The sequence below is a fragment of the Candidatus Auribacterota bacterium genome, assembly GCA_026392035.1.
Classification (GTDB): Bacteria; Auribacterota; Tritonobacteria; order UBA1439; family UBA1439; genus JAPLCX01.
Map to the genome: position 1 here is coordinate 23,796 of JAPLCX010000007.1, position 12,543 is coordinate 36,338.

Below are 12,543 nucleotides of genomic sequence, written 5' to 3' on the forward strand. Positions count from 1 at the left end.
CCAAATTAGAAGAATATACACCGCCCATCCCTCTCTCGATTATTTAACCTTTTGGATTTTGGATTTGTTCAGTAGTTGCTCAATTGCCCGATACGCTACTTCCACGGATATTTCGTTCATGCACCGGTGATCGGTCGGGCATTTCCGCTTGAAGCAGGGGCTGCATTCAACCGCATTCCGGACGATCAGATGAGTTCCGAGGGGCCCTGTTGCCCCGGGATCGGTCGGCCCGATGATGGCGACCACCGCTGTCCCCACGGCGCAGGCGAGGTGCATCGGCCCGGTATCATTGCTCACCAGCAACGCGCAGCGCTCCATGAGGGCGGCCAGCTGCATGACAGTCGTTTCCCCCGCCATGTTGATCACGCCGCCTCCGTAACCGCGGCAGAGCGAATCAGCGAGCGCGCGCTCCCGCTCGCCCCCCACGATAATGACGGGCGCGCGCAACCGCGTGCGCACCAGCCGGATGAGGCCGGCGAACTTCTCCCGGGGCCAGCATTTTGCCGGCCCGTACGTTGAACCGGGATTGACGCCCAGGAGAAGATCTCCTTCTGCAATCCCTTTTTTCTGGAGCGCGTCACGCGCCCACCCGCGCAGCCGCTCGGGAATGCTGATTGAGGGGCGCGGCGCTGCGTGAACGGGTCCCAATGCCTTGACAAGGTCCAGGTAGCGGTGGACCTGGTGTCCGCCGCCAACAGGTGGCCGTACTCTCCAGTTGAGTAGTAGTCCCCTCCCGCAGGTCGCGTAGCCGAGGCGCCGCCGCACGCCCGACAGGAAAAACCACAAGGCCGATTCTAAGGAGTTCGGGAAGAGTACCCCGAGGTCATACCGGCCTGAGCGCACGAGCCGGATCGCGTTCAGTTTGTCCCGCAGGTCGGCCGGCTGCGGCACGGGAATGACGTGATCGATAGAGCGCTCATTTTCCCAGACGCCGGCCAGCTTCGCCGGCGCGACCATGCCGATCAAAGCCGAGGGGAAGAGCTGCCTCACCGCCCTGACGGCCGGGATGGTGATCACAGAGTCGCCGAGCCAGTTCGTTCCCCTGATGACGATTTTTTTAAAGTCGCTCATGGCTCGTCCGGCCCCTTTTTCCTTCTCCAGCGCCTGTGCATCCAGAGCCACTGGTCGGGACGCCGCCGTACCCACTCCTCAATGACGCGGTTAAAGCGGGCGCAGTTCTCTTCTATATCGGCGTCCCTGTTACCGGTCGAGACAATATCCACGGGATCGCACACGTAGATGTGGTGATAGCCGTACCACTCCCGCACGTCAAAGACCGGCAGGACGACCGCGCCCGTTTTCATTGCCAGGAGCGCCGCGGCGGGCGTCGTTGACACCGGATGCCCGAAAAAAGGGACAAAGGGGGCGTGGCGTCCCGCGTACTGGTCTACCAGAAGTGCCACGCACCAGTTGTTCTTGAGCCTTTCTATGATCTCCCTCGCGATCCACTTCTTCTTGAGCATGACCGCACCATTGAAGCATCGCAGCCTCTCAATCTCACGGTAAATGAGCGGGTTCTTTAACGGCCTCCCCACCGACGCGAGCTTGTTGCCGAGCGACACGCACGTGTGGGCCATAATCTCCCAGTTCCCGAAGTGGCTGATGAGAAATATCACCCCCCGCTTCTTTTGCAGCGCGTTCGAGATCCCCTCGGCATTGCGTATTTCTGCGTGGCGGCTGAAGTCTTTCATCATGCGAGGGATGAAAATCAATTCTACGACAGTGCGGAAGAGGCTCCTGAATGCCCCGCGGGCGATCCGCCGCTTTTCAGCTTGTGTCTTGCTGTCGCCAAACGCGAGGTCGAGGTTCTTGAGGGCGAGCCTCCTGTGGCGCGTGTCAACCATATAGGTAATCTTGGAGGCAGCATCGCTGGCCCGCCGCACGAATCCCTCGGGCAGCAATCTGATACAACCGCACACCCCCTTGAGGAGGAAATAGGAGGGGTAGTGGCGCCATAGGATCCGCTCTTCTTCCATAACTCGTTCCTGTTGAGCTGGATAAAAATATAGCAGACCACGCTGGTCTGCTCTTAGTGACCCTCGGTCTGACGTTAGTCTCTCAATTCCGCTCTCGACTGTCAAGGGACATGGCCGGATGCCCTGCAGAAGATTAGTCTCGAACGGATTGAGGAAGGGGGGGCGTGGTGCCGCGCGGTATGAAGCATCTCACGACCAGCAGCATCAGGAGGAGCATGATCCAACCGAAGACCCCGGTGACCACACGCCCATCGCCGAAGAACCACGGCGCGAAATGGTTCATCCGGTCAAAGAAGAGGCTTTCAGCCTTGATGCCGAATACCCACCCGGCGTGGAGCCCGATGGACAGATAGAGTGAGCCTGTCCGCAGGTAGGCGTACGTCAGCACGATGCTGACGAGGAACAGCCCGATGAAACCGGGGATCACCTCTGAGGGAGAGAGGAGCGGCTGGAAAAAATAGGCGAGCGCCTTGAAGCCGAGGAGGGGATGGGATCCGTGCGAGGCGGGCATATCCGAGGCGTTAAAGAAATGGACAATCGCGAAGAAGAGGCTCATGGACACGACCGCCGTTGACCGGCGCAGGTTCTTGAACAGGCTCTGGAGGATGAATCCCCTGAAGAAAGGCTCTTCGATGAATCCCACCACAGCTCCGGCGAGGAAGGCAATGACGAGCTGGCGGGCGAGGTCCCATGCCCCTGAAAATGAGGTCTCGGGGCGGCGTGAGCCGAAAAGCACCATAATAAAAAGCATAAGGGCGAGTGAACAGGTCCCGAGAATCCATCCGCGACCGAGGAGCGATCGCCACCCCGGCTCGCGTCTCATCCCGATTGAGGCAAGCGATACGATCTCCAGCTTCGCGCGAGCTATGTAAAAGAGGAGAATGGTCACCACGAGCACCACCCGCCGCATCACCCGGTCAAAGGGGAAGTCAAGTGCGCGGTGCATGCCGGGCGATAATCCCCGCAGGAACTGGAGCACGAAGTCGGCCACAGGTGAAATGAGACAACTCAGCAACAGTGAGATGAGAATAATAAGTCCAAGGCGCTGGTATGATTTCATGATTTCACAATGCAATCGGTTGAGGAGCCCACACTCGCCCTACAGAAATGTGGTCTCGAGAGGGATCGAGGGCATGAACTGATTTCAACCGGATACGTGACTCAGTATGTGACCACGGATACACACGGATAATAGTGTTTGCGGTGGATAGGATACAGTATGTCGTGTTTTTAAACTGTGTTCATCCGTGTTCATCTGTGGTTTATATATCATCTTCAACGGTGGCTGTAGTTAAAAATCTGTCCCGCGTGTTTCAGCCCACTCCGCATAGCGGCAGACCCCTCGTTTGGATACACTCACGAAATCGATGAACTGTCGTATCTCTGGGGTCATCGCGCCCTTTTCGATCTCTTCAAGGGCTCGAGAGGTATTGAAGCCGGAGGTGTAGAATATCTTGAAGGCATCCTTGAGCTTGAGTCTCGCCTCCTGTGAGACCCCGGCCCTGCGGAGGCCGACGAGATTCAAGTTAGTTGCCGCGGCCGGGCGGCCGCCCGCGATTACAAATGGCGGTATATCCCGGTTGACCGCCGAGAGTCCGCTGATCATTGCGAGGCGCCCGATGCGGGTGAATTGATGAATGACCACCGCTCCGGAGATGACAACATTGTCTTCGATCGTGGTATGACCCGCGATGAGTGCGCAGTTCGTGATGATATTGTTGTTCCCGATGGCGCACTCGTGACCCGCGTGGGAGAGCACCATGAAATAGTTCCCGTTCCCGATGGCCGTCTCGCCGTTTTCCGCCGTTGCGCGGTGTATGGTGACGTGCTCCCTGAAGGTGTTTCCCGAGCCGATCCTGAGGTGGCTCCGGGCGCCTTTGAAGTGAAGATCCTGCGGCAGGTCTCCGAGCACCACGCCGTAGTGGATCGTGTTGTGCTCTCCGACGGTGGTGTATTGTCTGACGCAGGCGTTGCCGTGGATCTTGGTGCCCCGGCCGATCGTCACGTCGTCCTCGATGACCACATAGGGCCCCACCACCACGTCATCCGCGAGTTCAGCCTTGGAGCTGACGATGGCGGTAGGGTGTATTTTTCTCATTTGTGAGATTCCTTATGCCCTTGCACGCCCTTTGGATTCAACAGTTGGAGCACCGATTCTATCAATTTATCTTCCCCTCCGCCAATCCTCATTTCAATATCCAGATGATAGAACGGGACGGGGGAGTTCATTTTCGCGGGGAGGCGGACGGCGTCTTTCGCGGTGGTGACGATCGCCTCGGCGCCGCAGCGGGAAGCTTCCGCAATGATCTCTTCGATCTCTCTCCGGTCAAAGAAGTGGTGATCGGGAAATGCGCGCCTGGAGGCGAGAATCATTCCGAGGCCTGAGAGGGTTTTTTCGAAATCGTCGGGCCTGGCAATGGCCGAAAATGCGGCGATCCGTTTGCCCCTCAGGGAACCGGGAACATGCGTGACCCCTGACTCGATATCCACCAGTCGTCCAGCCTCGTACCTCGCGCTGAAGATCGCGGCGCGCGGGTTCGCCAGCGTGAGCTTGTCCAGGAGTTCTCGCGCCGGTGCGGATTCACAACGCGTGATGATCAGGAGGTGGGCACGCGAGATATTTCTTGCCGGTTCCCTCAGATAACCTGCGGGCAGGAGCCTCCCGTTGGCAAAGGGCCGGTCGCAATCGAGCAGGAGGATATCCACATCCCGCCGCAGCTTCCGGTGCTGAAAGCCGTCATCGAGGATAACGCAATCCACCGCGAACTCTCTCTCCGCCATAGTGCCGGCCCGCAGGCGGTTGGGGTCGGCAATGACGATTGCGGCACCGAGGCTCCTCGCGAGCATGACCATCTCGTCGCCGGCCTCCATGGCGGTGTGCAGTGTTCGTCTGCCATCAGACACGAGGAGCGGAAAGCGGTGCGGCCTGCGGACCGCGCCGTATCCCCTGCTGAGGACCGCCACCCGCACGCCGCGTTTCTGGAGCTCGGTCGCGAGGAGCCGGACGAATGGCGTTTTTCCCGTGCCGCCCGCGACGATATTGCCCACGCTGATTACCGGGTGGGGCAGCCTTCGGCTGCGCAGGATGCCGAGGTCATATGCCTTGTTTCTCGCGCACACGGCGAGCCGGTAGAACAGGGAGAAGAGTATCAGGACAGGCCTGAGACAGATGGCAGTGATCCCCCCCCCCTGATCCTCCACGACTTCGCTCCAGAAGCGCGAGTTCACGTCATCCTCTCTCTTGATAAAAATCCAACAGGATCTATTCACCAGCCGCTGGTATTGTGTCCACCCGCCTTCAACGTTTTCTATCCACGGATTGCACTGACTGTAACCACTGCAAATAGTTGAACGTATAAGGTTGAAAGTGTCATTGCATCCTTTTGCTTACAGCTTAATACGTTATCCTGTTTTTGCATCCGTGAAAATCAGTGAAATCCGTGGATACAGCCTTTTTATTAACGTCCGCTCAATCAGCGGATTTCACGAGAAGTTTCTTAATAATTTCCAGGTTCCGACGTGTCGCCCCGCGGCTGAGGGACATGCTCTCTGCGGCGCGCCGCCCCATTGACTCGCGGGCGTCCCTGTCCCTGAGGAGGAACGTGAGCGCCTCCTGCAGCGCGCGCGCATTGCCGACCTGTATGGCTCCCTTATTTTTAAGGAGCAGCTCCGCGGCCTCGCGGAAGTTGTGCATGGAGGGGCCGAAGAGCACCGCCTTCCCCATGCTCGCCGGTTCGATGATATTCTGCCCCCCGCCTGCCACGAGGCTCTTTCCCACAAAGACGACCGTCGCGGCGCGGTATATGTCCACGAGCTCGCCTATCGTATCCACAATGAGCACCGCGCGGGGAGGGAGCGCTTCCCCGCGGGACATGCATGATCTGAGGACGCACCGCTCCCCCCGTGCCTCCGCGAGGGCCTTCACTTCAGCGGCCCTCTCCGGATGCCGCGGGACGATGATCAGCGCTGGTTCGCCCCCCGCGCTCCTGACAGCCCGGTACGCGTCGAGCACGATCTCCTCTTCCCCCCTGTGCGTGCTGCCGGCGACAATCACATCCTGGCGCGGGCTTAAGCCGAGCGAGGAGATGATGGTGAGGCGGGCCTGTTCGTCGCCGGGGGTTATTCCACAGTCGAATTTCATGTTTCCGGTTATGGCGATCTTCTCCGAGGGGGCGCCTATGGCCTGGATTCTCCGCGCGTCGAGATCCGTCTGCATGCTGAAGATGGCCACCCTGCTCAAGAAGCGTTTCAGGAAGGAGCGGGCGCAGCGGTAGCCGGGGAAGGACCGATCTGAGATCCGGCCGTTGATGATGGCAATCGGAATGCGCTTCTCGGCGGCGGCGCAGATGAAGTTCGGCCAGATTTCAGTCTCAACAAGAACGATCAGTTCGGGGGATATGAGCCGCAGCGCGCGCCTCACCGCGAAGCTCATGTCCAGAGGGAAGTAGATCACCACCCCCGCGTCTCCGATTTTCTCCCCGGCCACCCTCTGGCCGGTGAGGGTCACGGTTGAGAGCAGGATCTGCAACTCGGGCAGCTCTGCGTGAACGCGCTTCACGAGCGGCATCACCGCGAGCACTTCGCCGACAGAAACTGCGTGGAACCATACGCGCCTCCCGCCCCCGAGCCGCCGCCTCACTGAATGGGGGTAGAAGCCGAGGCGCTGTTTCAGGCCGACGCGATATTTCTCACGACGCGCCACCTGCACCGCGTAGTACGGCAGGGTGAGGATAAAATAGAGTGTGATGAGTATATTGTACAGGAACATCATGTCAGTGCTGATCCTCCGCGCACATGTTATCGCCCAGCATCTTTAATTTGGGATTTGGGGTTTGGGATTTGGGATTTTTATCCTCTCACGCCCGCGGGTGAGCCTTCTCATAGACGTGCTTCATCCGCTCCGCGGTCACGTGTGTGTACACCTGCGTTGTTGAAAGGCTCGCGTGCCCGAGGAGCTCCTGCACCGACCGGAGGTCCGCGCCCGCGTCCAGCAGGTGCGTGGCGAAGCTGTGCCTCAGGGTGTGGGGCGACACCCTCTCGGAAAGGGCGAGCTTCCTGACGTATTTCTGGATGAGGACGCGGACTGACCTGGCGGTGAGCCTGCCCCCGTTCTTGTTGATGAATGCGATTCCACCGGTGGTGCCGCCCGATCTCAGCGGGTTGATGCCGCGTTCGCGAAAGTATTTGCTCAGCGCCTGGACCGCGTGTCTCCCCAGCGGCGCGAGCCTCTCCTTTTTCCCTTTCCCCCTGACCCGGACCACTTCGCCGAGCAGGTCTATGGCCGCGCAGTCGAGCGAGGTGAGCTCGCTCACCCGCATCCCCGTGCTGTAGAGTATCTCGAGAATTGCGCGGTCTCGCAGCGAGATGAGATCCTGCCCGTCCGCGGCCTCCATCAACCGGCGGGTGGTCTCCACGTCAAGAAACATGGGCAGCGTTTTCTGCCGCTTGGGAGTGAGGATGCCCACGAACGGATTTGCCGGGATGAGCCCCTCCCGGCACAGGAACCGGTAGAAGGAGCGCAGTGCCGCGAGGGCCCTCGCGATGCTCGACTTGGACAGTGCGACGCGATTGAGCTCGGTGAGGTACTGTCGGATGAGCGAGCGATCCACTCCTCGCCAGAGCGCGCCGGGGGCGCCCCGTTCCTTCGAGGCAAGAAATCTGCCAAACCGCGCAATGTCCCGGCGGTAGTTATCAAGCGTGTGGGGAGACGCGTTTTTCTCCACGCGGAGATAATTAAAGTAGTGATCGGAAAAAGTATCCATCGTGTGCGAGCGATCGGGTAATGAGGTTATCGGGTGGTCTCGCCTCCCGGCTCCCCGTCCCCCACCGGCTGCGGGTTTTTCGCGCTGATTTCCTCGATGCTCTTTGCGCTGAAACGGCATTTCGGGTAATTGCTGCAGCCGTAGAACGGCGCCCCCCCCCGCCCCCTCCGCTTAACGATGTAGCCCCCGCAGTCGGGCTGGGGGCAGTTGACGCCGGTGGATTTCGGTTTGATGTACCTGCATGCGGGGTATCCGGTGCATGCGATAAACTTGCCGTAGCGTCCGTGCCGTTCCATGAGCGCGCTGCCGCACTGCGGACATTTTTCATCGAGTGTGACCGCTTTCTCAATCGTGAAACTGCCATCCTCATGCATGATGATCGGTTTGATGTTCCGGCAGCGCGGATAGGCCGAGCAGGCGAGGAACTGCCCCTTGAGCGTGTAGCGTATGACCATCGGATGCCCGCACTTTTCGCACGTGGCGGAGGTCGGTTCGGCGGCTTTCTTCAGGCTCTTCATCGTGCTCATGGCCTTTGTCAGCGAGTTCATGAACGGCTCATAGAATTCCCTGAGCACCTGGACCCGTTCCATTTTCCCTTCTTCGATTGCGTCGAGTTTGTTTTCCATCAGGGCGGTGAATTCGACGTTGATCAGTTCGGGGAAGCCGTCGACGAGGAGGCCGTTGACGATCTCACCGAGCTGCGTGGGTTGAAAGCGCCCCTGCTCCTTGTTCACGTAGTCCCTCTTGCGGATGGTGGAGATGATCGGCGAATAGGTGCTCGGCCTGCCGATTCCCTTCTCCTCCAGCTCCTTCACGAGGGTGGCCTCGGTGTAGCGGGGCGGGGGAGCGGTGAAGTGCTGCGCGGGCTGGATGGAGATGAACGTGAGCTGCTCGCCGTTTCTCAGCGGCGGGAGCGCGGTTTCATCCGCTTCCCCCACCTTCTCCCCGGCCACCTTCAGGTACCCCTCGAACACCACCCTCGTATCGGCCGCCCTGAAGAGGTAGGGCCCCGCGGCGATCTCAACACTCACCGTTTTCAGCACCGCGGGAGTCATCTGGCTCGCCACGAACCTTTCCCATATCAGCCGGTAGAGGGCGAACTGCTCCTTGGTCAGGAGGGACTTCAGGGCATGGGGCTCGCGGCTGACGGAGGTGGGACGTACCGCCTCATGGGCTTCCTGCGCCCCTTTCCGCGAGCGATAGATGTTCGGCCTGGGGGGGGCGAATGCGTCTCCGTACTTTTCCCTGATAAACTTCAGCGCCTCGCCCTGCGCAACGGTGGAGATCCTGAACGAGTCGGTCCTCATGTAGGTAATGAGCCCCACGGTCTCCTTCGTGCCTATCTCAAGCCCCTCGTAGAGTTCCTGGGCGACCTTCATCGTTTTCGCGATTGGCCAGCGGAGACGGTTGACCCCCGCCTGCTGGAGGGTGCTGGTGATGTACGGCGGGTAGGGTTTCTGGCGGCGCTCCTTCTCCTCGACGGACTGGACGCGGTACTGCTGCGCGGGAGCATCTCTGGCTATTTCCTCGGCCCGCGCCTGATTCGGTATCTGAGCCTTTTCGCCGTTGATCCTGGCGAGCTTCGCCTTGAGGCGTTCGAGGGGAGGCTCTTTCTTCTCGAGATCGACCTCGATGGACCAGTACTCCTCCGCCTTGAAGTTCCTGATTTCGACTTCGCGTTCGCAGATGAGTTTGACCGCCACCGACTGGACCCTCCCCGCGCTCAACCCTCTCGCGACTTTCTCCCAGAGGAGCGGGCTCAGCTTGTAGCCGACGATCCTATCCAGGATACGGCGGGCCTGCTGCGATTCCACCTTGCGGAAATCAACCTGCGCGGGTACGGCGAACGCATCCCTCACTGCCTGATCGGTGATCTCGTTGAATGCGACCCGGAAGAACGGTTTGCCTGTGGCGTTGAGCACCTCCTGGAGGTGCCAGGCGATCGCCTCACCCTCACGGTCGGGGTCAGGGGCAAGGTATATCTTCTGTGCCTTTTCGGCGGCTCGTTTCAATTGGGTGACGATCTTTCTGCTCTTGACGGGGATGATATAGCGGGGAGAGAAATCGGCTTCGGTATCCACCCCCATCTTGCTTTTGGGGAGATCGCGGACGTGCCCCATGGAGGCCATGACGGTGTACGATTTTCCGAGAATCCTGTTGATCGTCTTGGCCTTCGCGGGCGATTCAACGATGACGAGAGATTTGGCCATGGGAGTAAGAAGTCAAAAGTAAAAACGCAAAAGGCAAAACCACAATTCAAAAGTTAAAACTGTCATTGCTCCTCAGTGCGCTTTTGAATTTTACCTTTCGGTTTTGACTTTTTACTTTTGACTTTTGCCTTTCTTCAAGTGTCGAGGATTATACACGGCGCGCCGCGGCAAATAAAAGAATAATATGCGAGGTAATTTATACAGATTTTCGGAACAGCTTGCCTGGCAACTGCTTAATGAGATGCTTGAGCTCCAGTAAAAGGAGCGCGGCTGAGACAGCCGACGCCGGCATGTTGCACGCCGCGATGATCTCGTCGATAGCGTGCTCCTGGGAGGAGACATGGCTGAACACAGCTTCCTCCTCCGGGGTCAGCCGCGGCCGGGGGAGCGCCTCGCCGTCGGTGCGTTCTCCACGCGATGTGGCATCCGGGAAAAGATAGGGGAACTCCTCGCAGATATCCTCGACCGACTCCACCAGCTTTGCGCCGTCCTTGATCAACTGGTGCGTGCCCCGGGAGGCATAGGAATCTATCCTGCCGGGGACCGCGAACACAACCCTCCCCTGCTCGAGCGCCTGGGCCACCGTGATGAGGGAACCGCTCTTGCGGGCGGCTTCGACGACGACCACGCCGAGGGAGAGGCCGCTGATGAGCCTGTTGCGGAGCGGAAAATTCGTCTTCTGGGGTCCCATGCTCAGCGGGAACTCTGAGATCACCGCTCCCGAGGCGGCGATCTCCTCGGCGAGCATCGTGTTCTCCGCCGGGTAGATGCGGCTGAGGCCGCTCCCGAGGACGGCGATCGTCCTCCCGCCCGCTTTCAGCGCGCCCCTGTGGGCGGCGGTGTCGATGCCGCGCGCCATGCCGCTCACGACGGTGAGGCCGACGCCGGCGATCTGCGCCGCGAGCCGCTCGGAGGTCATCGTGCCGTAGTGGGAGCATCTCCGCGCGCCCACCACCGCGATGGCGTAGCGGTCATCTCTCTTCAATTCACCTTTGACGTAGAGGAGCGGGGGGGGATCGTAAATCTGCTTCAGAGGCTCCGGATAGGCGGGGTCGCTCAGCGTGATGACCGTGAAGCGGCCCTTTTCGATTGCGGCGATCTCTCCGGAAACATCCACCCCGCGCAGCGCCTGGCTCACACGCGCCGCTTTCTCCTGGCCGATACCCTCGATCCGGCGGAGTTGCTCGCGGTCTGCGCGGAGCGCGTTTTCGGCTGAGCCGAAGAAGTCAATGAGCCTCTTGATCGTGATCGGCCCCAACCCCTCGACCATGTTGAGCGCGATCAGGCTTTCCAGTTCTGTCACAGCCGCCTGCCTTTAATCGGCACTATGTTGTTCAATTGCCGCACGCACGGCATCCTCGCCGACCTCATCGGTGACAAAGACTTCGCCAATGCGCCGCGGCAGGACGAAATTGACCTGTCCATCCCTCATTTTTTTGTCCTGCCGCATTGCGGCGAGGATGTCCGCTGCTGAAACCCCCTCCATGCGCACCGGGAGCCCAAAAGACTCTATGAGCCTGACGATTCTGTGATAGTCCTCGCGGCTGAGGAATGCGCAGCGTGCCGCGATGGCGGCGGCATGCGCCATGCCGATCGCGACCGCCTCTCCATGGATATAGGATCTGTAGCCGGTGACCGTTTCCAGGGCGTGCCCGATGGTGTGCCCGAAGTTGAGGGTCATCCGCACACCGCCCTCCCTCTCATCCCGGGCAACGATCTCCGACTTGATCTCGCATGACCTTCCGATGATCTTTTCAAGGCAGGGGGCGTCGAGCGAGAGAGCCCTTGTGAAGTTTTTTTCAAGGAAATCAAAATGTGCGGCATCCCTGATGACCGCGTGCTTGATCACCTCGGCGAAGCCGGAGCTGAGATGGCGCCTCGCGAGCGTGGTGAGCACCGATGGGTCAATGAGGACGCCGCGGGGTTGATAGAAGGAGCCGATGAGATTCTTCCCCTGGGGGAGATTGACCCCCACCTTGCCGCCGACACTCGCGTCCACCTGCGCGAGGAGAGAGGTGGGGATCTGGATACAATGGATGCCGCGCACGAACGTCGCCGCGGCGAAACCGGTGATGTCGCCGACGACGCCTCCGCCGAGAGAGATGGCGAACGAACCACGCTCGAGTCCGAGCTTCAACATTTCGGAATAGATCTTTCTCGTCTCGTCGAGGTTTTTGTACTCTTCCCCGGCGGGCATGGTGTAGAGGGCTGCGTTGAAACCCGCGTCCTTCAGTGAAGAGATGACCCTGGGGCCGTAGAGCTTGCCGACGGTGGTATCGCTCACGACGATGCCCGTGCCCCTCAGTCCCAGCTCCCTGAGCCGTGGGCCGGCGTTGCCGAGCAGGCCCTCGCCGATCAATATGTCGTAGCTCCGCTCGCGGAGCTCAACCCGCACTGTGCGCATGTGTTCCGCTCCCACTTCTCTTCTCTGGATATGCTACCCTACGTCACAGCAGCCTGACAAGAATAAAACTATAGAAACGGTAATGGGTCACCCATCAAAGGCGCGGAGTCAATAGACATGATCTGGTCCCTCCCTCGCGCATGCGCGGGTTCAACTGCTTGCTCCGTTCACGCCAGCACTCGTGACTTGCC

The 12,543-nt window shown here is 59.9% G+C and carries 10 protein-coding genes; all 10 read right to left on the bottom strand.

The genetic code is table 11. The annotated features are described in order from the left end of the window. Positions 1-39: 39 nt before the first annotated feature. The 10 genes from waaF to aroB all read right to left on the bottom strand — a co-directional run bounded on the left by waaF (position 40) and on the right by aroB (position 12,352). The gene (waaF, locus tag NTX71_00465) at positions 40-1,071 is read right to left on the bottom strand and encodes a lipopolysaccharide heptosyltransferase II (protein ID MCX6338377.1); all 1,032 of its coding nucleotides are present in this window, start codon (positions 1,069-1,071) and stop codon (positions 40-42) included. Beyond that, entirely contained in the window at positions 1,068-1,976 is a 909-nt protein-coding gene (locus tag NTX71_00470) for a lysophospholipid acyltransferase family protein (protein MCX6338378.1), read from the bottom strand. The genes waaF and NTX71_00470 overlap by 4 nt, the downstream gene beginning before the upstream one ends. Positions 1,977-2,109: 133 nt before the next feature. Continuing rightward, positions 2,110-3,036 carry a CPBP family intramembrane metalloprotease gene (locus tag NTX71_00475; protein ID MCX6338379.1) on the bottom strand — a complete coding sequence of 309 codons (927 nt, stop codon included), beginning with the start codon at positions 3,034-3,036 and terminating at the stop codon, positions 2,110-2,112. A 231-nt stretch (positions 3,037-3,267) separates the two neighbouring features. Beyond that, positions 3,268-4,074, bottom strand: coding sequence for an acyl-ACP--UDP-N-acetylglucosamine O-acyltransferase (gene lpxA, locus NTX71_00480; GenBank protein ID MCX6338380.1), 807 nt, complete (start codon positions 4,072-4,074; stop codon positions 3,268-3,270). Continuing rightward, on the bottom strand, positions 4,071-5,246 hold the full coding sequence (gene lpxK / locus NTX71_00485) for a tetraacyldisaccharide 4'-kinase (protein MCX6338381.1): 1,176 nt from the start codon (positions 5,244-5,246) through the stop codon (positions 4,071-4,073). The genes lpxA and lpxK overlap by 4 nt, the downstream gene beginning before the upstream one ends. A 199-nt stretch (positions 5,247-5,445) precedes the next feature. Continuing rightward, complete coding sequence (locus NTX71_00490; protein ID MCX6338382.1) at positions 5,446-6,747, bottom strand: 3-deoxy-D-manno-octulosonic acid transferase; 1,302 nt, start codon at positions 6,745-6,747, stop codon at positions 5,446-5,448. Positions 6,748-6,832: 85 nt separating this feature from the next. Further along, on the bottom strand, positions 6,833-7,738 hold the full coding sequence (xerC, locus tag NTX71_00495; GenBank protein ID MCX6338383.1) for a tyrosine recombinase XerC: 906 nt from the start codon (positions 7,736-7,738) through the stop codon (positions 6,833-6,835). A gap of 26 nt (positions 7,739-7,764) precedes the next feature. Beyond that, positions 7,765-9,948, bottom strand: coding sequence for a type I DNA topoisomerase (topA, locus tag NTX71_00500; GenBank protein MCX6338384.1), 2,184 nt, complete (start codon positions 9,946-9,948; stop codon positions 7,765-7,767). Positions 9,949-10,144: 196 nt separating this feature from the next. Then, entirely contained in the window at positions 10,145-11,251 is a 1,107-nt protein-coding gene (gene dprA / locus NTX71_00505; GenBank protein ID MCX6338385.1) for a DNA-processing protein DprA, read from the bottom strand. 12 nt (positions 11,252-11,263) lie between these two features. Then, positions 11,264-12,352: a 3-dehydroquinate synthase gene (gene aroB / locus NTX71_00510; protein ID MCX6338386.1), complete on the bottom strand. Its 1,089-nt coding sequence runs from the start codon at positions 12,350-12,352 to the stop codon at positions 11,264-11,266. Positions 12,353-12,543 lie beyond the last annotated feature (191 nt).

Excerpts from the sequence above, each read along its gene's own strand:
- waaF (MCX6338377.1), bottom strand. The coding sequence starts at position 1,071 with ATGAGCGACTTTAAAAAAATCGTCATCAGGGGAACGAACTGGCTCGGC.
- NTX71_00470 (MCX6338378.1), bottom strand. The coding sequence starts at position 1,976 with ATGGAAGAAGAGCGGATCCTATGGCGCCACTACCCCTCCTATTTCCTC.
- NTX71_00475 (MCX6338379.1), bottom strand. The coding sequence starts at position 3,036 with ATGAAATCATACCAGCGCCTTGGACTTATTATTCTCATCTCACTGTTG.
- lpxA (MCX6338380.1), bottom strand. The coding sequence starts at position 4,074 with ATGAGAAAAATACACCCTACCGCCATCGTCAGCTCCAAGGCTGAACTC.
- NTX71_00490 (MCX6338382.1), bottom strand. The coding sequence starts at position 6,747 with ATGATGTTCCTGTACAATATACTCATCACACTCTATTTTATCCTCACC.
- xerC (MCX6338383.1), bottom strand. The coding sequence starts at position 7,738 with ATGGATACTTTTTCCGATCACTACTTTAATTATCTCCGCGTGGAGAAA.
- topA (MCX6338384.1), bottom strand. The coding sequence starts at position 9,948 with ATGGCCAAATCTCTCGTCATCGTTGAATCGCCCGCGAAGGCCAAGACG.
- aroB (MCX6338386.1), bottom strand. The coding sequence starts at position 12,352 with ATGCGCACAGTGCGGGTTGAGCTCCGCGAGCGGAGCTACGACATATTG.